We start from the raw sequence: 25,107 nt of genomic DNA on the forward strand, positions 1-25,107 counted from the left end.
TTAGAGCTATGTGGTAGATTGTATCCAGAAAATAATTTTTTAGTTTTCTGGATGAATAGTCTCATTATATAATTTTTACAACAATAAAATAAGATATTATGTCAACAAATATAACTTCCCAAAATTTAGAAAAAATAATTCCCGAAGCTGAAGACTTTTTACCACTTTTAGGTACTGATTATGTAGAATTATATGTCGGTAATGCAAAGCAAGCCGCATACTATTATCAAACAGCTTGGGGATTTCAACCTATAGCCTATGCTGGATTAGAAACTGGACTTAAAGATCGTGTTTCTTACGTTCTAAGACAGGACAAAATTACATTAATACTTACTTCGCCTTTACAACCTGATGGAGATATCAATAGACATATCAATGCACATGGTGATGGAGTAAAAGTAGTAGCTCTTTGGGTAGATGATGCAACAAAAAGTTATGAAGAAACTACTAAACGTGGTGCTAAATCATATATGGAACCGGTTACAAGAGAAGATAAAGACGGTACTGTTGTATTTTCTGGTATACACACCTATGGAGAAACAGTTCATATTTTTGTAGAAAGAAAAAATTATAACGGTGTATTCTTACCAGGATACGTCGCTTGGGATAAACCATACAACACCGAATCTACAGGTCTTAAATATATTGATCATATGGTTGGTAATGTTGGTTGGAATGAAATGAACAAATGGTGTGAGTTTTATGCTAAAGTTATGGGGTTTGCTCAATTAGTCTCTTTTGATGATAAAGATATTTCTACAGAATATACCGCTTTAATGAGTAAGGTAATGAGTAATGGTAACGGTAGAATTAAGTTCCCTATAAATGAGCCAGCAGAAGGAAGAAAAAAATCTCAGATCGAGGAATATATAGATTTTTACAACGGAGCAGGTGTACAACATATGGCGCTAGCGACCGATAATATTATAGAAACTGTTTCTGCGCTTCAACAAAGAGGAGTTGAATTTCTTACGGTACCTGCTAGTTATTATGAAACTGTTTTGGATAGAGTTGGAGAAATTGATGAAGATTTACAACCCTTAAAAGAACTTGGAATTTTAATTGATAGAGATGATGAGGGATATCTATTACAGATTTTTACTAAACCCGTTTTAGATCGACCAACTATGTTTTTTGAAATAATCCAGCGAAAAGGAGCTCAATCTTTTGGAAAAGGAAATTTTAAAGCGTTATTTGAGGCAATAGAAAGAGAACAAGAACAAAGAGGGACACTGTAAACCAGCTACTTCATTTAAAACTCTTAAATCCTTTTGAATAATTAAAGCAAGCATTGTTAATAAATTGAGATTATTGAAAAATAATGCGTTTCTGCCTAAATTTTTGTTAAATATCATAATAAAAAAACGTTTTCGTTTGATAATTATGCAAAAAAAGCTGATGTTTGTATCATAAGCGGAGTGGTTACTGCTTATACCAAAAACAATAATTATTCTCATAATTTAAGTTTTTAGTTGGTTAATAAAAGTAAAAGAGAGCTGTGGTGGCTCTCTTTTTTTATCAACTTTTTTTAAGAATTAAGTAATACTACTAATTTTTATCTGTTTATATTATATAGTATTTTTGGAATGGATATTGTAAATATTCATCATAATAACACATACGTTAATAAAACAATGCCCAAAACAGTCATGAAAAGATATCTTCTTTTATTACTAATTATGATTTCAGCTTCTTCGGTTGCTCAAGAAAACCACAAGTCTTTTGAAAATGGCGAATGGTTCAAATTTAAAATCCGTTACGGAGTTTTTACAGCCAGTTACGCTACCTTAGAAGTTAAAGATGAAATTCTTAATGGAATGCCCGTCCATCATATTGTAGGAACGGGGAAATCTTCAGGGCTTTTAAGTGTGTTTTTTAAAGTAGAGGATTACTATGAAACATATGTAGATAAAAACGAAATAAAACCTTATCGGTTTATTCGTAAGATCAACGAAGGAGGCCATACCAAGGATATTGAAATTAATTTTGATCACGATAATAAAAAAGCGCAAGTATTTAATAAAAAATACAACAAGAAAGAGACATTCAATACCAAAGACAACATACAAGATATGATGTCTTCATTTTATTACCTAAGAAATAATATTGATGTATCTTCGCTAAAGAAAGGTGATGAACAATTTGTCAATATGTTTTTTGATAATGAAAATTACCTATTCAAATTACGCTTTTTAGGACGAGAAACTATAAAAATGAATGGAAACAAAATTCGTTGTTTAAAATTTCGTCCAATTGTACAAGCCGAAAGAGTATTTAAAGAAGAGGAAAGTTTAACTGTTTGGGTAAGTGATGATGATAATCGCATGCCAATTAGAATAAAAGCTGATATTCTCGTAGGATCTATTAACGCAGATCTAATAGCTTACAAAGGTCTTAAACACCCTCTCAAAATTGTTATAGATTAATGGACCAATCCATAAAACCCGAGATTGCTGAAAAAATATTACAGCTCGAAAAAAAGTTTAAAAATTCCGGTCAGGATCTTGGATCCTATTTAGATGGTTTACTTCATGATAAGTACCTTACTTACTGGGATTATATTCATCTGGACACATTGCTTAGTTTACAAATTCCGAGAACACATTTCCCTGATGAAGAAATTTTTATAATGTACCATCAGATTACCGAGCTCTATTTTAAACTAATCATCCATGAACTAAAACAAATCATTGATGACAAACTGCAGAACGCAGAGTTTTTTACAAAAAAATTAGATAGAATTAATAGGTATTTTAGAGTTCTCATAAACTCTTTTGATGTTATGATCAAAGGAATGGATAGAGATCAGTTTTTAAAATACCGAATGTCTCTTTTACCTGCTAGTGGATTTCAGTCTGTACAATTCAGAATGATAGAAATATATGCTACTCCTTTAGTAAATCTTGTAAACGCTAAAGAAAGAGATCAATTTTCTGAACAAGATTCGCTCGAAGAAGTATATGAACATTTATACTGGAAATCTGGAGCTACAGATATTAAAACCGGCGAAAAAACATTGACACTTAAGCAATTTGAATATCGCTATACTCCTAGAATGATGCGTATTGCAAATCAAGTAAAACAAAGTACGATCTATCACAAATACTTGGAACTTCCGGAAAAAGAGCAAAATAATGTGCAGCTTATCAATGCAATGCGTACTTTTGACACCAATGTAAATATTAATTGGTTATTAATGCATATGGGTGCCGCCTACAGGTATCTTAATAAAGATAAAGGCGAAGTATTGGCTACAGGAGGAACTAACTGGAAAAAGTTTCTACCACCAAGTTTTCAAAGGATCATGTTTTTTCCTAATCTTTGGAGCGCAGAAGAACAGGAAAACTGGGGACAACAATGGGTAACCCATCAATTTAATACCACAAAATAAAGTCAGTTGAAGAATTTAGGTTACATACTACTTTTGTCGGTAGTATTGATTTCATGTCAGCAAGAGAAAAAAGAACCAGTAGTTACAGTTCCTGAAATAATTGAAAAAATAAAAGAGCCGCCAGTTGTTAAGGAATTTGGATACAACCTTAATAATTTTATGGTAGTTAGGGATACTGTCCGACCAGGAGATAGTTTTGGAGCTATTTTGGACAGTCACGGTATTTCTAGAGCCAAAGTCTTTGAAATTTCGAATAAAATTAAAGACACGTTTAATGTAGCCAGAATTACTGCTGGAAAAGCATACACACTTCTTAAATCAAAAGACACTACTGAAAAAGCACAAGTTTTTGTGTATCAAAACGGACTTATAGATTATACTGTTGTCGATTTTAGAGATAGTATTGTCGCAAGAAAAAGTGCGAAACCAGTAAAGATTGTAGAAAGAATAGCTTCTGGAACTATAGAAAGCAATCTATCACAAACTTTTGATGAAATGGATCTTAGTTTTCTTGTTGCTTATAAAATGGCAGACATCTACGCATGGACCATAGATTTTACAAGACTACAGGCGGGAGATCAGTTTAAGGTAATTTATACAGAGAAATATATAAATGACACAATTCCGGCAGGAATTGGAGAAATCAAAGCATCTTACTTTGAGCATAGAAGTAAACCTATATACGCATTCCAATTCGAAGACGACACTATCAATAGAACCTCAGATTATTTTGATCAAGAAGCAAATAATCTTCGAAGAGCGTTTCTTCGAGCACCAGTTCAGTTTAGTAGAATTTCTTCGAGATACAATCTTAAAAGAAGAATAAAATACTACGGAAATAAAATAAGACCGCATCGAGGAACAGACTTTGCCGCACCGATTGGAACTCAAATTTTAGCTACAGCGGATGGAACCGTAACCAAGTCCGAACGTAGAGGAGGAAATGGTAAGTATGTAAAAATTCGACATAATTCAACATACGAAACACAATACTTACACATGAGTAGAAGAGCAGTAAAAGTTGGAGAATATGTTAGACAGGGAGATGTAATTGGTTATATAGGAATGACAGGAAATACAAGTGGGCCTCATGTTTGCTACCGTTTCTGGAAAAACGGAAAAGAAGTAGACCCATTTAAGCAAGATTTACCAGCGTCTAAACCTTTAAAAGATAGCTTACGGCCAGCTTTTTACAAACATATCGAACCTTTTAAAACTAGACTAGACAGTATCGTATTCAAACCAAAACAAGAAATATTATAACCACATGGCATTACCAACTATTAATCCCACCACCACAAAAGCTTGGGAAGCAATTGAAAACCATTACAAAAATATTAAAGACACTCATCTAAAAGATCTTTTTGCAGGATCTCCAGATCGTGCAGAAGAACTCTCTATTGAATGGAAAGATTTTTATATCGATTACTCTAAAAACAGGATAGATGAAACTACTAAAAAATTATTAATCGATCTTGCAAAAGAAGTTAAGCTGGATAAAGCTATACAAAGTTATTTTGCCGGAGATCTTATTAATGAAACAGAAGGAAGAGCTGTTTTACACACTGCCCTTAGAGCACCATCAGATAAAACCATAACTGTTAATAACAAAAATGTTGTTCCAGAAGTAGTCGCTGTAAAAAACAAAATTGAAGGATTCTGTGACAAAGTTATCAATGGAGAACTAAAAGGACATACCAATAAAGCTTTTACAGATATCGTAAATATTGGTATTGGCGGTTCGGATCTTGGTCCGGCTATGATAACAGAATCTTTAGAGTATTATAAAAATCATTTAAAAGTACATTTCATATCCAATGTTGATGGTGATCATGTACATCAAAAATTAAAAAATCTAGATCCAGAAACTACATTATTCGTTGTAGTTTCAAAAACTTTCTCTACACAAGAAACATTATCAAATGCTACTACTGCTAGAAGTTGGTTTATAAAACAAGCTTCTCAAGAAGCTGTAGGCAAACATTTTGTTGCAGTATCTAGTAATATTCCTAACGTTACTAAATTTGGTATTTCTGAAGATAATATTTTCCCATTATGGGATTGGGTTGGAGGTCGTTTTTCTCTCTGGAGCGCAGTTGGACTATCTATAAGCTTATCTGTTGGATATAAAAATTTTGAAGCTTTATTAGAAGGTGCCCACGAAATGGATGAGCATTTTAAAACTACTGATTTCGAAGAAAACATACCTGTTATTTTAGGGTTATTAAGCGTATGGTATAATAATTTCTTTAAAGCCGAAAGTGAAGCCATTATACCCTATTCTCAATATTTACATAGATTACCTGCATATCTACAACAAGGGATTATGGAAAGTAATGGAAAAAGTGTAGATCGCAACGGAAAAACAATTGACTATCAAACAGGAACCATCATTTGGGGTGAACCAGGAACAAATGCTCAGCATGCATTCTTTCAACTAATACACCAAGGTACAAAGCTTATTCCTGCAGAATTTATAGGTTTTAAAAAGTCCTTATTTGCTGATAAAGATCATCAGGATAAATTAATGGCTAATTTTTTTGCACAGACCGAAGCTTTAATGAATGGAAAAACTGAGTTAGAAGTTGTTCAAGAATTAAAGTCTAAAAATCTTCCTACAGAAACATTAGATAAGTTAAAACCTTTTAAAATATTTACAGGTAATAAGCCTACCACAACCATACTTATCAACAAACTAACTCCCAAAAGTTTAGGCAAACTCGTATCCATGTACGAACAAAGAATATTTGTTCAAGGAGTTATCTGGAACATCTTCAGTTATGACCAATGGGGCGTAGAACTTGGTAAGCAATTAGCTACAAATATTCTAAACGAAATCGATAATTCGCAGATTTCTGACCATGATTCATCTACAAAAACATTGTTAAAAAAGTATTTAGATTAATTATTCTTTTGGTTAATAACTTTTTGATATTTTCAACCAATTACAAATCAATTAAATACGAAATAGAGTTACCTTAAAACCGTTAAATTTTTATGTGAAAAATTTTAACGTTTAGATAAACTTAGATTGCACAAAGATTCGTTCTTTTGCGCCAAACAATTAACTCAATTCATTATAATGAAAAAGATTACATTTTTATTTGTTGTAATTCTTTTGGCGACGTTTGCAGAAATGTCTGCCCAAGGTGTTACAAAATCTTCCATGAATGGAAAAGTTACAGATAATACAGGTGCCGCACTTCCGGGTGCTAATGTAATTGCAATTCATACACCATCTGGTACTAAGTATGGAGCAATTACAGATTTTGATGGTTATTATAGAATCGCCAATATGAGAACCGGTGGACCATATAGAGTAACAATCTCTTATGTTGGTTTTTTAGGTTTCGTACAGGATGGAGTATTTCTTCAATTAGGAAGCTCTAAATCTATTAGCACTCAAATGAAAGAAGAAGCAAATGCTCTTGAAGAAGTTGTAATTACAGCTAATCGTAATGGAGTATTTGATTCTGGTAAAACTGGAACTGAAACTACAGTAAGCGAAAGACAAATTAACTCTCTGCCTTCTGTATCTAGATCGGTAGCGGATTTCGTAAGAATTACTCCGCAAGCACAGATTACTGAAGGTGATGACGGATTCTCAGTTTCTTTAGCAGGTCAAAACAACCGATACAATGCATTATACATCGATGGTGGTGTAAGTAATGACGTATTTGGTTTAGCTGGTTCGGGAACAGATGGAGGACAAACTGGAGTAAATCCATTCTCTATTGATGCGATTGAAACTTTTCAGATTAACATTGCTCCTTTTGATGTAAGACAATCAGGTTTTGCTGGTGGTGCTATTAATGCAATTACTAGATCTGGAACAAACAGAATCGAAGGATCTGCATACACATACTTTAGAAACCAAGATCTTGCAGGAAAAACTCCTCCTAGCTTAGTTGGTGATGGAGAGTCTAGAGAAAAATTAGCTGACTTTTCTTCTAATATCTATGGTGTTAGAATCGGTGGTCCAATTATAAAAGACAAATTATTCTATTTTGTAAATTACGAAAGAGAAGAAACTGAAACTCCACAACCATTTAACTTTAGTAATTACCAAGGAGATTCTAGTTTATCCGAAGTTCAAGATCTTTCTAACTTCTTACAAACAACATACGGATTTAATCCAGGTGGTTTTGACAACAATACTAGAACACTAGAAAGTAACAAGTTTACAGTAAGATTAGATTGGAATATTAATGAAAACAATCAATTAAGTGTAAAACATAATTATGTTAGTGCAGATAATCTAGAAGCTAGAAACAGTGGTAACACAAGAATTGGTTTCATCAACGGATCTGAGCTTTTCGAAAGTGTAAAGAACGAAACAACATTAGAGCTTAACTCATCATTTGGTAGCTGGGCATCTAACAGTTTATTAGTAGGATACAAAACAGTAAGAGATGATAGAGACCCATCAGGTGACCCATTCCCTTCTGTAGATATTAGAGATGGTAATGGTACTATTACTTTTGGTGCAGAACCGTTCTCTACAGCGAACTTATTAGATCAGGATATCTTAAACATTGCTGATAATTTTGAAATCTATAGTGGTAAACACACCATAACAATTGGTACTCAACACGAGTTTTCTAAAATAAAGAACCTTTTCTTTGCATTTAACTACGGTGATTACACTTTTAATAGTGTTAGTGATTTCTATGCTGGAATTATTGACGAATATCAAAGAGGTTATTCTCTAGTTGGAGGTACTGCTGTTGGTGATGAGTCTGATGGAGCTTCAGAATTTAAATTATACCAGCCAAGTGTATATGTTCAGGATGAAGTTAGTATTTCTGAAAACTTTAAGTTCACTGCTGGTTTAAGAGTAGATGTTCCTATTTTTGAAGACGGTCCAGTAAATGATGACTTTAACAATAGAACTATTCCTATCTTAGAAGCAGCTGGAAAAGATTTACGTGGAGCTAGAGTTGGTAAAGCAATTAATCCTAAAGCACATTTATCTCCAAGAGTTGGATTTAACTGGGACGTAAAAAATGATAGAACTACTCAAATACGTGGTGGATTAGGAATGTTTACTTCTAGAATTCCATTAGTATGGCCTGGAGGATCTTACAACAATAATGGAATTACAGGTGGATTTACAGGTGGATTTAACTTAGATCCTTCTACGATTACTTTTAATCCTGATATCAACCAACAGCCTGTAGCAGTAGAGCCAGGTACTGGAGGTTTAGCTGGGAATGTGGATATCTTTAGTCCTGACCTAAGATTACCACAATTCATGAAATATAATATTGCGATAGATCAAAAATTACCATTCTGGGGATTAATTGCTAGCGCAGATTTCTTATATACAGATGTAATTACAAATATCTATTATGAAAACTTAAACATTGCTGAAGCAGAAGGTTTCTTGAATGGTGCTGATAACAGACCTTTTTACAGCGATAGTTTTGGTGATTTAATTGATAACACATATGGAAGAATTACATTAGGAACAAATACAGGTGAAGGTTTCTCTTATAACGCTTCTGTTACTTTAAGAAAACCATTCTCTAATGGTTTCCAAGGAAGTGTATCTTATTCTTATGGTGAAGCTGAATCAATTTTTGATGGAACTTCTTCTCAGAATAGTTCTCAATGGAGAAACATACAAACTGTAAACGGTAAGAATGCAGATATACCTCTAGCAAGATCTGATTTCTCAGCTGGATCTCGTATAACAGCAAATGTAAGTTATGAAAAAGAATATCTTGGATTCATGAAATCTACTATTGCTCTTTTCTACGAAGCTAATCAAGGTTCTCCTTATTCTTTTATTTACAGAGAAGGTAGAGATCTTTTAAATGATGATTCTAGAGATAACGCATTAATCTATATCCCAGCTAATCAGAGTGAAATTGTATTAGTTGATGGAGAAAATGGATTAAGTTCTCAACAACAGTGGGATGCTTTAGATGCATTTATCGAAGGAAATGATTACTTAAGAAGTAGAAGAGGTCAATATGCAGAGCGTAATGGATCTAGAGGTCCTTGGAGTAACACTATTGATTTAAAATTCTTACAAGACTTTTATATCAATACTGGAAAATATAAAAACACACTTCAGGTATCTTTAGATATCTTTAACTTCACTAACCTTCTTAATAAAGATTGGGGAAAACGTAAGTTTATAAGTGATGTTCGTTTATTAGAAACAGAACAAGCTGGTCCTGATCCAGAATTTAGTTTTAACCCTGCTTCTTTTGAAGGTGGTTTAGAGCAATTAGATGATGCTGGATTACAATCATCAAGATGGCAAATGCAAATTGGTTTAAGATATATCTTTAACTAAAAATTATATACATAGAATTGAAAACCTCGCTCAAATTGAGCGAGGTTTTTTTATATAATAATTTGTCATATCTAATTTTAAAAATTAAAAAACTTGTTCTATAGGGGTAACATTATGGTCATTAAGTACACTTAATAATAAAACCATTTATTAATAGCATAAACAATATCAGGTTAGTAAGAATAAGATTACATATTCTGTTAAAGTTCTGAAAGTTAGAATTTTCCCTTTGTTAAATGTTAAAAAAAACTTAAATTCGCCAACCCCAAATCAAGCCTCATATTGAATAAAAGATTACTTTATTTACTGGTTTTACTCACTTATCCCCTTCTTGGTCAAGATCTTGGTCAAATTGGAAAAGCTCCTTTAGTCAAGATTAATGGGGGAATTTCTGCTAATTCTGTGTACTATAATGGGACAGCTAATAGAGAGCCATTCACTTACTTTCTTAATGGTAATCTAAATTTCAATATTAGCGGAATTTATAACATTCCTTTATCCTTTTCGTATACCAATCAGGATTTTGCGTACAGCACACCGTTCAAGATTAATAGATTAAGTATTCATCCGTCCTATAAATGGGTGGCAACACATATCGGAGATGTTGCTATGACTTTTTCTCCATATACAGTTAGTGGACATCAATTTACAGGTTTTGGTACCGATCTCACACCCAATGGTCCTTTTAAAATAAGTGCCTTATATGGTAGATTTTTAAAACCTACTGAGTATAATGATCAGATTCCTGAAGCAATTCCTGCCTATAAAAGAATAGGGTATGGATTAAAAACGTCCTATGATTTTAATAGATTCAATGTTGGATTGATCTTCTTCAAAGCAAAAGATCAAGCTTCATCGTTAGATATTCCAATACCCGAAGACTTAAATATTGATCCCAAAGAAAATTTGGTAGTCAGTTTAGAGTCTTCTGTAGAAATCACCAAAGGGTTAAGCTTTAATCTAGAAGTAGCACAAAGTGCGGTTACAGAAAACCTAGAGGACGAAGAAACGAATTCCAATGCTAATGTTTTAGGTTTTTTAATTAAAGAAAAAGCTTCTACCGATTATTATACGGCTTTTAATGCTGATGTTACCTATTCCTATGGAAAAGGAAGTTTAGGTGTCGGGTATGAACGTATCGATCCTCAATACAGAACGTTCGGAGCATACTTTTTTAATAATGATCTCGAAAACATAACCGTAAATGCTTCTCAAGAATTATTTAATGGCTATGTATCTTTAGCCGTTAATGCCGGATTACAGCGTGATGATCTTAAAAACCAAAAAGAATCGCAATCGAATAGGATCGTTGCCGCAATCAATGCAAACATCAAAGCTTCTGATCGACTTAATATTGCAGCATCCTATTCTAACTTCCAATCGTATACTAATATCAGAACAGCATTTGATGTCATCAATGAAGTAGATCCGTTGCAAAATTTAGATACGTTAGATTTTAAACAAGTGTCCCAAAATGCATCGTTAAACTTGGGATACATTTTATCTCAGAGCAAGCAAAAGCAACAAAATGTGGGTCTTAGTTTAACATATCAAACGACCAAAGATGAACAAGGCACCGCAGATGAAACGAATAATCAAACAGACTTTTACAATGCGGGCGCTAACTATTCTATAGCATATCCAGAACGTGCTTTAACAATTAGTGGAGCTATAAATGCTGCTTACAACGTTATCGAAGAAAACGATGCCCTAACCTATGGCCCAACATTATCTATTAATAAACAGTTTTTTGACAAGAAACTAAGAACAGGGGTTTCTGCTTCTTATAATCAAAGTTTAGCCAACGGAACTTCACAAGGAAATGTCACGAATTTTAGAGCCAATGCTGGTTATGTATATAAGGAAAAGCATAATCTGAATTTAAATGCACTAGCCTTGTTTAGAAATAATACTTCGACAGCCAGTGCTAATGATTTTACGGTTACTCTTGGGTATAGTTATTCATTTGATGTTAAAAAACCTGATTTACGATTCAGAAAAAGAGATCCTAATTCTTCGAATGATAAAAAGAATACTAAAAAATCAAAAGACACTCTTAAGCAAATAGAAGAAAAGCTTGATAAGCAAAATTACTATCGATTCCGTTATAGAGGTGAGATCTATGACAATAATGCGGATGCTGTAGCAGATCAAATAGAAGCCATTGCTCAGAAAGAATATTACAACAAAGAGGATGCTTTTGCCAAAGATAAATTGAAATCATTATTTGCCGATCTTAAGGAAAAAGCAAGAAACGATCAAGATTTCAAAAATCTTGCTATTGATTTTCTTGATAGCATATACATGCGAAAAGATTATATCCCCGTATATCAGAGACGCTTACAATCTGTTCTAATAAGCTTACAAAAAGAGCTTGTGAATAAAGATCAAAAAATGAAGGATGTATATGCTAAAACAAAATTCGAATTAGAAAATAATCCATTACGCACCCTTAGTGAATCAGAAAGAAATGCTGCCTCAGATGAAGCACAATTCGAATACATGAAGATCTATACCAAATATGAGGTAGAAGGAGAAAAGTTTGAAGCATATCTATTCCTTAGAATAGAAGTAGATCAATTATTAAAAGGTAATAAGGTAGTCGCTAACAGTGACCACACTAAAAACATAAAAGAACGTACTCAGGAAGCTACATTTAGGATGTATTCCGAGAAAAAAGATTTAGAAAAAATTAACATATATTTAGAGGAGCAAATTATCATCTATTTCGACGAGCTATATCGCAGTTCGGATAACTAGTTGATAATTACCCCAAAACGCTTATGAAGAAACTATTATTTATACTAATAGCACTATTCCAGCTAAAGGTTGCCTTGGCGCAGACTTTTCCTGTTCGTGTTACTCCACAAGCCATTCCTCCATATCCTACCAATCTGTCTGGATATGCTAATTCTGGAATTACCAATAGTCCTCTAAGAGTTCAACTAGTATTAAGTGATGTAACGGCATCCAGCAGAGAAGTTCGGTTAGCAGTGGCTATAGAAGGCAATGGAATCAACGCCATTAGTGCCCCAGTAGTTATCGGAGCACCCACTTTAATCTTAGATGGTGGTATTCCTTTAAACCTAACGATATCAGAATTAGCACCCTATTTCGAACAACAAAACTTACGAGGGATATCCGCAGTACAATATAACAGTCCATTACCGGATGGATCGTATAGGTTTTGTTTTGAAGTATTTGATGCTTTTACGGGAAATCGATTGTCATCAAAAAATTGTGCCACTATTTTTCTGATCAATAACGATCCCCCATTTTTAAATAAACCTGATAACCAAGCTAAAATAAGTGAGCAAAACCCCACGAATATTATTTTTCAATGGACACCAAGACATATCAATGTGCCGAATGTTTCGTACGAATTTAGTCTTGTAGAAGTTTGGGATCCTTATATAGATCCGCAAGCTATTTTTGTAGCATCGCCACCATTATACCAAGAAGTTACAACCAATACCTCCTTGTTGTACGGACCTTTTCAACCATTGCTATTAGCGGGCAAAAGATATGCTTGGCGCGTACGAGCATTTGCTACTAATAATGGCGAAGAAGTTTCAGTATTTAATAATAACGGAAATAGTGAAATCTTCTGGTTCGATTACCAAGCTAGTTGCGAATTACCAAGTAATATTCAGGTGCAAGATGTAAGTATGACCAATGCTACTATTAGTTGGATTGGACATCCGGATCATTTAGATTATACCATAAAATATCGAGAAGCCGGTAGCGACAGATGGTATAGTAAAACTACTCCAAGAGATTATGTAACCATCGATGAATTTAAAGCAGACACCGTTTATGAATATAGGGTTGTTGGGAACTGTACTCAGAATAGTTTTGGAGAATCTCCAGTAGACACCTTTAGAACACTTAGCGAAGAATTAGCAGATTATGTTTCTTGTGGTATACAACCAGATCCTGTGGATCTATCGAATCAAGAACTACTCACCGAACTTTTTGTAAACGATGTATTTACTGCTGGCGATTTTCCTGTATATGTGAAAGAAGTATCAGGATCCACTTCTTTTACCGGAGAAGGGTATATCAGTACACCTTGGTTGGCAACAGTACGTATTCCTGTAAAATTCGAAAATATCAAAATCAATACCGAGATGAAACTGGTAGATGGTTTTGTTGTTACTACCTATGACCCGAACTGGGGTAGTATTGTGGATGGTGACGTTATCATAGATACGATTCTTGGAGATGATGGTGATGTTCAGGTGATCGATGTAGATGTAGATATTACTGATATTAAGATTGATGAAAATGGAGATATTATCATTATTACTTCAGATGGCCCACTACCAGATACATTTGATGGTGGCAATGACATCATATTTGTAGACAATACCGGAGAAGAGTGGCATGTAGATGCAGATGGCGATGTATCTAAAGGAGAGCAAGCAGAAGGAGGTCCTGCTAATTCAGGAAACACCGATGGAGTATCCAGTGGTGGTGTTAATGAAATTACAGCCGTTGGGATTTCGGTTACCTTTAACAATACTAACGGATTTTATAGCTTCGATACGGTACCAGAAAATGCTGGTGGTTCCATTGCCAATGAATATGACAAAGTACCGATATCTGGCGGTGGAGAATATAACATCCCGTATAAAGCAATCGCTGCATTACCAGATCATCCTACAGATTTTATAACAGCAGAAGTAGCTATTAGTACAAATGATCACAGTGCTTCGGATATTATTTTTAAGACCAAAGAAGGAACCAAAGTACAAGCCTCATGGAATCGCGATAGCACAACCGCAACCTTATCCCTTAAAAAAGCTTTTGACTTTGCCAAACAGCAGATCATCGCTACGGTTAGGTCTAAGGATTCTACGGATAAGTATAAAGTAGCGGGAGCAGCAAATTTATGGCATCTAGCAAATCAGGATGTAACCACGATCAATGTAAAATTAATCTCGGTTAATGGCGCAAGTTTATCTGGTATTGGTGAACGTATCAATAAAATTTACAACCCAGCAGGCGTTCAATTTAATGTTACCTCTGCCTCGCCATTAACAGTATCAGATACCACCTTGGATGTAGGTGATAGTAGTTTATTATCGCAATATACCGAAGGTGAAAAAGCATGGATTAGCCAGTTTAAAACATTACTAGGATATCAACGAGACACCTATTATTTATTTGTTACCGATATTCCACCTTCTGATTCGGGTACAGAAGGGTTTATGCCTCTAAAACGACAATTTGGTTTTGTCTTCGCTGGTGATGATAAAGGCCGAACTGCAGCTCATGAATTGGGACATGGAGTCTTTGGATTAGAACACCCATTTAAAAAATACAATACTACCGGAACAACAGACTTATTAATGGATTATGGTACTGGAGTGCGCTTATCTCATATGGATTGGGAAAAAATGCATGCGCCAGGTATTCAAATCTACTGGTTCCAAGGTGATGAGGATGGGGAATTGGCCGGAGAGGTTTGGTTTACACCTAAATGGGAGCCCATAAAAATAAAGGGGAGCTCTAGAATCGTTTCTACTTCTCAATCTTCTCAAGTTAAAGGGACTTTACCTGGTTTTAGAGTTGATGGAATTCGATATACTGCCTTATTTAGTAGCACTGGAGATTTTTCTGGATATTATGAAGGAGGAAAAAGCGATGGTAATAAATATAAAATAACTAGTATTAATGAAAAGGATATTGATAAAGTATATTTATTTGTCAAAGGAGATGATAATTGTAATACCGCATATGAAACAACATATGAATACGCAATCGCTAATAAAACTTCTATAGTTTATGATAGTACTAATAGTAATATTAAAGATTCTGGTAGAATAAAATGTGCTAGTTGTCCAGACGGGAAAAAGTTTATAGAAAACTATATTAATAAGGTTTCTGATATTACTGAAAAAGAGTCGATAGAATCAATCGCAGCATTGATTTGTGCTGAAGGGGGAGGCAATATTGATTATGATATTCTTGTAGCTCAAATTAACAAAGATTTTTCAGATCAGTTAAATAATGTTTTTTGGGGAAGTGACAGAGCATTATTTGAAAGAGCAAGAGATAGTTTCTGGGATCGGGGAGGTACTTTCACGGTTTATTTAGAAGCATTATTAAAAGTAAACCAGAATATTAATGCTTATAACGAAAAACTTGGTTCAAATGTTTCAAAAGAAGAATTTTATTCTGCACTATACTACCTAAATGATAATTTTATTAAAACATTAAATTATGAAGAAAAAGAAAAGTTATTAGAACTAATATTCGAACATAATATTTTCATTTCTGAAAATTTCTTTGTTGATGGCACAAGTGATGTTTCCTTAATAAAAAAAGTTATTAGAAGTATTGAAGATGATAACCTCAATATTCTGCTTGATAAAATTGTTAATGGAAATAAAACATATGCTCCCGATGAACAAAGCGGGCTATCGCAGAAAAGAGATGTTCTTTTTGAAATAGTCCATGCGCTTGAGTTTAATAGATTAAAAGATCTTGATATAAAAATTAAAACAGAAGCATTAAGTAGAATGCTTAATGGTAATATATTTTCACTATTTGGGACCAAGTATCATTATCAAGATGTTATTACAAAGCTACTTAAAAGTGTCAAAAATGAAGAAGCAGCATCATTTTTAACTTCTTTAGAAGATCCTACAAAAAGTTTTGATGAAAAACCTCTTGTATTTCATTTAAAAACAAGATTAACAGATTTCTTCACAGATAGTGATGCATATAGTTCATTTTTTAAAGAAATAAATAGACTATGCGCAGAAAGATCCCTAGAAAGTCCGAATACCTATGGTATAAAAGCTGAAATAAGTTGGAAAGTTGAAAATAGAGACTACGTATTACTAAGTTTTGTACGAGATAAAAATGATTACAAGTACGTTTACGATGAATCTACAAATAAAGTTCAACTATTAACTTGTAAAAATACAGTACATACCAGAAGAGGTACTAGATGTGTAGATGAGATTAATTTGTTGGAAGAAAGTGGTTCCCCTTTTGACATGGTTATGGTGTATTTTTATGAAAACGCATCTCCATATAGTCCAGTAGCTGATACCCGATTATATGATGAACCAGCTTTGGAAGCTACTGGACATATAATTCCAATAGTGTTCCTTGAGTATATGTATAAAGAAACAGGAGAACAAATAGCTAAAAACTTCGGATGGAACACTTTCAATGTTGTTATCACCGTAGCAACTTTAGGTGAAGGAGCCGCAGCTATTTCCGCTGTAAGAGTGGCTGCGAGTTCTGGAACAAAAATACTCTTTAGAACTATTTTAAGACAATCCTATTCATTAATAGATTTATCACTTACAGTAGGTGGCACAGCTTATCAGTTTGGTACTGGAGATAAACTTCCAAAAGCATTTGAATATGTGGGCTACTTCCTTGCTGCAAAAACAACTTATGACTTGCTAAATGGTGGCTTAAAAGGCCTAGCTACGATTGACAATGCCTCCGCTGTTCAAAAGCAAAAGTATTTAGACGACCTAGAAATTTTAAATAATGAAGGACAAAAAATTACTTTAAAAGAGTTTGATGAACTAATAACCAAAAGCAAAAATTTAGTTCGAGACAATGAACGTTTGAGTTCCGAATATCGAAGAATTCTATTAGAATTAAAACTAGGTGTATCAGCTTCTAAAAATAGCATTTTAGCAAAATTAGATGGTATTACAGACCCTAAAATATTAACATTTAAAGATTGGATTAACAAACTTGATGATATAGATGCTACGTTACTTGATAGAATAGATAAATTAGGAGATGATGTAGTTAAGTTTGGTAAAGATTTTGATTTTAGCAAATCGTCTATTATTTCTAAATTCTCTAATCAACCTGATCTAGTTAAATCATGGGAAGTTTTAAAAGAGTTTCCCAACATAAGGGTCGCAAATGGAAACATCGACATCCTACTAAAAGTTAGTAAAAGATTTAAATATAATAATAAAACATCCTTCGAAGGTTTAACAGATTTATTTAATGGTAGTGCTGCCAGCAAGCAAAAATTAATTGACGGTTTAAATAAAGCAGATGAACTTTTTGATTCTTCTTTACCGGTTACATTTAGTGGGGTAAAAAGAGGAGAAGTAATCGCTAATATCGAAAGTACTGAAGATCTAGCTAAGGTTATAGATAAAAACGGTGATGGTGATGAAGTAGCCAGATTTATTGATGGTATCCTAGAAAAAAGAAAAGTTATTCCTGATGGTGATGGTGTAACGATTGCTAAAAATGGAACTAAACCTGAAGATGACATTCTTAGAAGAGGTAATGAGATTGGATTTCGAGATATTAATAATATTGGAAGTAGATTCATTGCAAAAAGTGCAAGTGAGCTTAGAAAACACCTTAATGATCTTACTTATATTCCAAACGGAAAAACATATACAGGCGATTTGTATCGTTCTCTCTCAAAAAATGCAGAAACCAATTTTAATGCAAAACCGGATAAAATGACAGATCATTCAGTCTATAGTTCCTGGGGAAGATATGATCTTGACGGTCAAGAAAACGCCATGTACTTGAGTAAAACGCTATCTGGAAACAAAACAGAACTTGTACCCCATTATGGAGATTGGACTGATTATAATACATATAATTTTTCAAATATAAAGGCTGATAATTTACTTGATCTTACGGATGATATTGTCAGAAAACAATTAGGTACCGAATTTGATCAACTTACTAAGGTCATAGATATACCTGAAAATATCCCTTATGATCAATTATCTCAAATCAAAAAAGAAATGTATGAATTTACTAATGAAATAGCATCTTGGGCCAGAAAAAAAGGCTATAATGGAATTATTGCGAATGGTGCTCGAGGATCAAAAGACTATGATAATGTTATAATCTTTGATCAAAACTATATTGATGAAATTTTATCAGGCATTACTCCAACAAAAATCAGTAAATAATGGAAGATTACTCAAAGTATAAAGATTTCGAAGAAAAAACATGGCAAAGGCATTTATATGATATAAATAATCTTCCATTTAAAGAATATTTATTCAAGTATCATAAATCAATGAATAGTTATAACTCTGAAGAATGGAGTAAATGGCAATCAAAATATATAGAACCGGGGTTTAGTAAAGATCGATATGAAGAAATGATCAAAAACTTTGGTTATTCATCTTATGATGATCATGACTTTATAAAGCAAAATATGTTTTATAATGATTTACAGAAAGATGAGCGTTTAGATGAAGAGACTCGAAAGTTCATTGGTTTTATGGCTGGTAGTCATTTTTTTGATAAACACGAAAGTAGTCTACAAGACTGGTTTAACAGTAATTATTGGACAAGACCTGATTTAACAGATAATTATCTAGAGTATAAACTTGACTATACCATAAATCAATTATTAGACATGCCTTACGGATTAAATTACTTTAAATCTATTTTAATTACATTAAATCATTGGCGCAGATAGAATATCAGTCCGCAAAGCCTTTCAACTTCGTGGAACAACTAAAAACGAAAAAACTAAATAAATATAGTGAGATAACTCAAAATAAAAATTAGATAAACAAAAAATATTGTCAGAAAATAACTTTATCATATCATCATTAATATACTTAGCTATTGCTATTTGGCTTACTTTTAGCTTTGGTCCTTCCCTTATTCGAAAAGGAAAAGAGATTAATAAAAATACCCTGCTGATTGAAAATTTGGATAAAGTGTCTATTAATCTAAAAGTTACTAAGCGTAAAATCATTTTTAATGGAAAAGAATATGATTCTTTGCCTATCGTGAATTCTTATAAACTAAAACAAAATATCGATAAAAAATTAGAACTAATATTTTATAAAGACACTTTAGAGATATATAGTTTACTCAATTCAAAAAGTGAGAGTTATAAAAAAATCATTGCTTTTTTAGAGAAAAACAACGTACTACAAGAAAAAGATTTGACAAAAAAATCAAATTTAGAAATAGTAGGGTCTAAGACAGATTTTATTAAACATATAGAAGTTTCTAATAAAATCCTCAACACAAACAAAAAGAAGATAGACTATTTGAAAATTAATAATACAATAATAAAAGGAAGAGATAAAAAATTACAAAGTTGGGCAATGATATTAGGAGGATACATTACGACAATAGTATCTGGAGTAGGTTTACTTCTCATACCTTTTTCTATGTACCATCAAATTAAAGACCATAGGGAATCTGGAACTAAAATGTTTATACCAAACAAATTGGAAGGAATTAAAAGATTTTTTAGAATATTTAAAAATAAATAACAACTGGAATAGATAAATAGACACCAACCCTTCGAACCATAAAAGTAATAGGATAAGCCCCTTACAATATTCGTTCGAAGCGTTACCAAACTAGTAGAAAAGAGTAAAATACAGCTTAGTGATGGTAACAAATGGCCCAAAAGCCGCACATAATAATAGAAGAAGTACTTTAAAAAATAACTCTTTAAAAGACCAAAGAAAAAAGAATATAGAATGAGCCACAGAAATTTTGAGAATGATCAACGAAATGATTTGGCGAATTCCAAAATATAAAACCCAAAATATGAAGCAATATTACCTACTATTGTTATTACTACTCTTCGTAGTTCCTGCCCAGGCAAGTACGGAAGACGGTGAGGATAAAAAAACTACTTCAAAAGAAGTGGCTGCACCTTTGCCAGCTATGATGATGAGGCGTTCTTTTGCAGATTTGGATATCAAAATCGAAAAAGATATACAAACGCTCGTAAAAAGTTCTGAAGGGCAAGATTTTTGGCAGAACGAATTATATGAACGTTTCGAAAGTGATACCATCGTAAATAATCTACGTGGCAAAGCAGAAGCTGTGATCGATGAGCTTATCGAAGGTGATAAGTTTTTGGAGTCACTAAAAGAATACTTAACCGGTCAGCAACCTGTAACCTTACCCATCGGAATCAAGAAAAAAGTAGGTAATTCTGATTTCATCATGGGCGTAAGCCAGATTAAAATTGGGAAAGATTATTCTGAGCTAGAAGTATTTGTGCGACTGATGTTACCACAAGTAGATGATACAGGAAAAAGACGTCAATTGTTTTTTGGAGCCAGTGGTGTAAAACTTTCACACAAAGGTGGATTGTTTGGCGATGCAGATTTGGTATTATTGGGTGATGTAGGTATCCCATTCCAAGGAAAAGAGGTTATGATGATCCTCAAAGGAGGATTTGATCTTAAAACAGGAGATCTGGACAAAAAAACATACGTTACCATAGACTGCGACGGTTTCAAAGAATTAGGATTAGCTGTAGATGTAGAATTTTCCAGAAATAAATTATTACCCGTTAATGCCAATAACAAGGTAGATAATACTCCTATTCCTGGTACCAATAGACTAAAAAAGGTAACCACTAGCTTTGAGTTAGTGGCAAGCGATTGGAATGATATTTTAGTAGAGATTAATATGCCTAGATTCCAGGTGCCTTCTCTAAAAAACACCATTTTCGAACTGAATACTGCCATTTTTGATTTTAGTGATCTTAGAAATTCTTCTGGTATGCAATGGCCAAAAGATTATAAGGAAACGTATCTAATTGCCGGAGAAGAAGATTTATGGCGTGGCGTATATGTGCAATCGGTAACCGTAGTATTACCAGAACAGTTCCAAAGAAAAGGTAGTAATGAACGGATTAGTTTTGGAGCAGAAAAACTACTGATTGATAACAATGGAGTATCTGGAAACTTCGAAGCCGAAAACGTATTACCTATCAATCAAGGAAACGCAGACGGATGGCAAATTTCTGTAGACCGATTACAGCTTAATTTTGTGGCCGGTAGTTTATCGGGTGCAGGCTTTGGTGGTGCTTTGGTATTACCTGTAACTACAGAAACTGTTTCGGGCACGCAAACAGAAAAATATATCGATGATGATGGTAAGGAACAAAGTAGATTAAGCAATATTGATTACGAATCTGGTGCTACAGTATTGGTATACAATGCAGTAATTGACCCATTAAACGAAGAATATATTCTTAATGCAAGTCCGGAAGAAAGTATCGCTTTCAATGTATTTAAAGCCAAAGCCACACTTACGAGTAATAGTTTTGTAGAACTAAAGCTTACTGAGGGTAAATTTAGACCCAAAGCTGTTCTGCATGGTAATATGGCGATCAAAGGGTCTAACAGCGGAGATTCATCGGCCACCGCTACGGCGGATTTTCAGGGGATTACTTTTCGGGACTTTCAATTACAAACTGTAAGTCCTATTATATCAATTGGCCATGCAGGATATACAGGTGAGGTAAGTTTTGGGAAATTCCCAGTAACCATATCCGAAATTGGTATCCGAGCAGAAGATGACATTGCAGCCTTAGATTTTACCATTTCTATCAACCTTATGGGATCTGGAGATGGTGGCTTTTCTGGAGCAGCAAGTCTATCTATAGAAGGAGATCTAAAACAAGGAGATGGTTTTGAAAAATGGAAATTTAAAAGAATTAAACTCCGTCGTGTAGAAATAGACGCTGATATAGGCTTTAAGATCAAAGGTTATGTAGAGTTTAGAGAAGATGATCCCGTTTATGGAAACGGTTTTGCGGGCATGGTTAAAGCTACATTTAGTGGTGGTATAGCAGTTACGATTAGTGCTACTTTTGGAAAAACAGATTTTAGATATTGGTATGTAGATGGACTGGTCGAAGGATTGACCATTCTTATCCCTCCTGTATTTACAATTACCGGATTTGGTGGTGGTGCTTCCTATCACATGAGAAAAGACGGATTTAGTTCTAATATTGGAATCGGGAAATCCGGTGCCAATTATGTTCCTGATCGTAATTCAGGACTTACCGTAAAAGCAATGATGCTATTTTCTATAGCCAATGGCGATAGCCTAGTTAATGGTGGTTTTGGCTTTGAAGTAGCATTTAATAGTAGAGGAGGAATTAATCGAGTAAGCCTTTATGGAGAAGCTCACATGCTACAAATACCAGGTTTTGATGATGCCGGAGATGAAATCACCGAAAATTTTGGTGGTATTGTAGAGAACGAATCCCAAATGCCCGATGCTGTCGAAAATGAACTAAAAGAAACGGATCTGATAGAAGCCTCTAAAGCCATTTATCCAGCTGTTATGACGGGCCAAAAAGGGTTAAATGCATACATGGCGATTGAGATGGATTTTCAGGCGGATACCTTCCATGGTACTTTTGAACTTTATATAGATATCCTTGGAGGCGTCTTCAAAGGAATTGGTCCTGGCGGAAGAGCAGCCTGGGCAGTGATTCATTTTGGACCTGGAGAATGGTATATTCATATCGGAACTCCTTCCGATCCTGTAGGTATTAAAATTGGAGTCGGTAGCGTAGCACTGACATCTAAAAGTTATTTCATGATGGGAGACTACATGCCGCCTTCTCCTCCACCTCCACCTCAAGTGGCAGAAATCCTTGGCTTAGATGCTGAAGTATTAGATTATATGCGTGATGAAAATGCATTAGAAGCAGGACGTGGTGTCGCATTTGGTGCTAGTCTTGATTTTGATACAGGAGACATGACATTTTTAATGTTCTATGCCCGATTCAATGCAGGATTTGGATTTGACATTATGGTCAAGGATTACGGAGATACTGCTTGTAAAGGAAGCGGCCAGATTGGAATTAACGGATGGTACGCCAACGGACAGAGTTATGTGTATCTGCAAGGATCCTTAGGAATCAGTTTCAAGCTTTTTGGAAAAAGAAAAAAGATTCCAATTATCGAAGCTGGAGCAGCCACATTAATGCAAGCTAAACTTCCTAACCCGGTTTGGTTTAGAGGATATATTGGCGGATATTATAACCTATTAGGTGGTTTAGTAAAAGGACGTTTTAGATTCGAGTTACAGTTCGGAGAAGAATGTGAAGTCATTAGTGGTGGATCTCCATTAGCAGATATCAAAATTATCGGAGGCATCTCTCCAAGAGATAAAACAAATGAAGTTGATGTCTTCGCAGTGCCACAAGTAGCCTTTAATATGCAAATTGGAAGCGAAATTCCTGTAGAAGATGATGACTTTAATGTAAATTATTATCGCTTTAAACTCGATGATTTCTGGATCAAAGATGATACTGGAAAGATTATTTCTGGTGATGCAAAACTTAATAACACCAATGATCTGTTAAGTTTTACTTCTGATGAAATCTTATCACCAGAAACACCCATGAGCCTTCATGTTTCGGTTACTTTCGAACAAAAAGTAAATAAAGAATGGGTACCTGCTACGTATAATGGAGAAGTACTGAAAGAAGAAGAAACGATTTCTTTTGTAACGGGTACTGCACCAGACTACATTCCGCTAGAGAATATTGTATACAGCTATCCAGTGATTGGACAACAATATTTCTTCCCCAAAGAATATAATAAGGCCTATATAAAGTTAAAAAGAGGGCAGTCTTATCTGTTTAGTTTAGATGAAGGATGGTCACAACGTGCTTATTTCTCTGATGAATATGATATGGCAGTAGAAAGTTCTGTTTCCTATAATGCTGGTGAAAAAATGGTGAATATTCCAATGCCACAAATAGAAAACTCCAAAACGCTAATGATAAAACTACTCACGCTTCCTCCAGGTGCTGCATCAAGTAATACTACTGAGAATTATACCACTACAGGAGATGGTGAAAATACGTTAGAAGTCAGAAATGTAAGTATCGAAGGACTTGCTACAAATCCTGATACGATTGAAATGTTATCGTACGAATTTACCACAAGTGCACACGATACCTTTAGAGAAAAAGTAGAAAATAAAAACCTTACTTCTTCTTTACGAGAAATTATTTATGCCGATGTGCATAAACTAAAAGCCGTGGTGGCAGATGGAGAAGCTTTTGACCTTACAGAATTAGTAGGTAGTACATATTCTGAGAACAAACCTTTAATTCAGGTAGAAGCTAAACTAGATGATTCTTATTATCAAAATGAGATCTATCCTTTAATCTATAAAAATTATCCGATTAAACCTCAATTTACTGTGGATAGAGATATCAATCAATTAGGATTACCTCCTAAAAAAGGAATGGATCAATTGACATGGTATCAAACCTATTTAGAAAATGAGGTAAATAGTGGTTATCTGCGAGAACGATTACCACACACGTATAATTTGCCAATCTATTATAAAGCAGACTTTATAGATATCCAGTATAAAGTGGTGAATGCTTATCTAGGAAATCCATCATCATATCAAAACGAAATAGAACAATATCATTACATCATAAATGGCATATTCCCATATATAAAACCAGGAAACTACAATAGTACTTACAGATATGTATTACCTGGTGGAATTAATGGGACCTCAGCCAATTTTACATATGTAAACCCAAACTAGCCCTTCGAAAGGCTACGAGTAACAAAAAAGATAAAAAACTAGAAACAAAATGTCAGACTGAGCCTGTCGAAATCCAGAT

11 protein-coding genes are annotated in these 25,107 nt (G+C 34.0%); all 11 read left to right on the forward strand.

The genetic code is table 11. The features are described 5' to 3' along the window. Nucleotides 1–98: 98 nt before the first annotated feature. Complete coding sequence (hppD, locus tag D1815_RS15505) at nt 99–1,238, forward strand: 4-hydroxyphenylpyruvate dioxygenase (protein ID WP_027394719.1); 1,140 nt, start codon at nt 99–101, stop codon at nt 1,236–1,238. 411 nt (nt 1,239–1,649) lie between these two features. Next, the gene (locus tag D1815_RS15510) at nt 1,650–2,426 is read left to right on the forward strand and encodes a DUF3108 domain-containing protein (RefSeq protein ID WP_027394718.1); all 777 of its coding nucleotides are present in this window, start codon (nt 1,650–1,652) and stop codon (nt 2,424–2,426) included. After that, nucleotides 2,426–3,391, forward strand: coding sequence for a tryptophan 2,3-dioxygenase family protein (locus D1815_RS15515; RefSeq protein WP_027394717.1), 966 nt, complete (start codon nt 2,426–2,428; stop codon nt 3,389–3,391). The genes D1815_RS15510 and D1815_RS15515 overlap by 1 nt, the downstream gene beginning before the upstream one ends. Nucleotides 3,392–3,397: 6 nt before the next feature. After that, the gene (locus tag D1815_RS15520; RefSeq protein WP_027394716.1) at nt 3,398–4,654 is read left to right on the forward strand and encodes a peptidoglycan DD-metalloendopeptidase family protein; all 1,257 of its coding nucleotides are present in this window, start codon (nt 3,398–3,400) and stop codon (nt 4,652–4,654) included. A 4-nt stretch (nt 4,655–4,658) separates the two neighbouring features. Beyond that, entirely contained in the window at nt 4,659–6,296 is a 1,638-nt protein-coding gene (gene pgi, locus D1815_RS15525; protein WP_118388061.1) for a glucose-6-phosphate isomerase, read from the forward strand. 177 nt (nt 6,297–6,473) lie between these two features. After that, on the forward strand, nt 6,474–9,698 hold the full coding sequence (locus D1815_RS15530) for a TonB-dependent receptor (protein ID WP_118388063.1): 3,225 nt from the start codon (nt 6,474–6,476) through the stop codon (nt 9,696–9,698). 282 nt (nt 9,699–9,980) lie between these two features. Beyond that, nucleotides 9,981–12,458, forward strand: a complete 2,478-nt coding sequence (locus D1815_RS15535) for a hypothetical protein (protein ID WP_118388065.1) — start codon at nt 9,981–9,983, stop codon at nt 12,456–12,458. A 23-nt stretch (nt 12,459–12,481) separates the two neighbouring features. Further along, nucleotides 12,482–18,631: a fibronectin type III domain-containing protein gene (locus D1815_RS15540; protein ID WP_118388067.1), complete on the forward strand. Its 6,150-nt coding sequence runs from the start codon at nt 12,482–12,484 to the stop codon at nt 18,629–18,631. Beyond that, nucleotides 18,631–19,149: a hypothetical protein gene (locus tag D1815_RS15545; RefSeq protein WP_118388069.1), complete on the forward strand. Its 519-nt coding sequence runs from the start codon at nt 18,631–18,633 to the stop codon at nt 19,147–19,149. Before D1815_RS15540 ends, D1815_RS15545 begins: the two co-directional genes overlap by 1 nt. A 106-nt stretch (nt 19,150–19,255) precedes the next feature. Continuing rightward, on the forward strand, nt 19,256–19,963 hold the full coding sequence (locus D1815_RS15550) for a hypothetical protein (protein WP_118388071.1): 708 nt from the start codon (nt 19,256–19,258) through the stop codon (nt 19,961–19,963). Between the two features lie 283 nt (nt 19,964–20,246). Next, nucleotides 20,247–25,028: a hypothetical protein gene (locus D1815_RS15555; RefSeq protein ID WP_147404147.1), complete on the forward strand. Its 4,782-nt coding sequence runs from the start codon at nt 20,247–20,249 to the stop codon at nt 25,026–25,028. Nucleotides 25,029–25,107 lie beyond the last annotated feature (79 nt).

Origin of the sequence: Aquimarina sp. AD1 (assembly GCF_003443695.1) — a bacterium.
In the GTDB taxonomy this organism is placed as follows: domain Bacteria; phylum Bacteroidota; class Bacteroidia; order Flavobacteriales; family Flavobacteriaceae; genus Aquimarina; species Aquimarina latercula.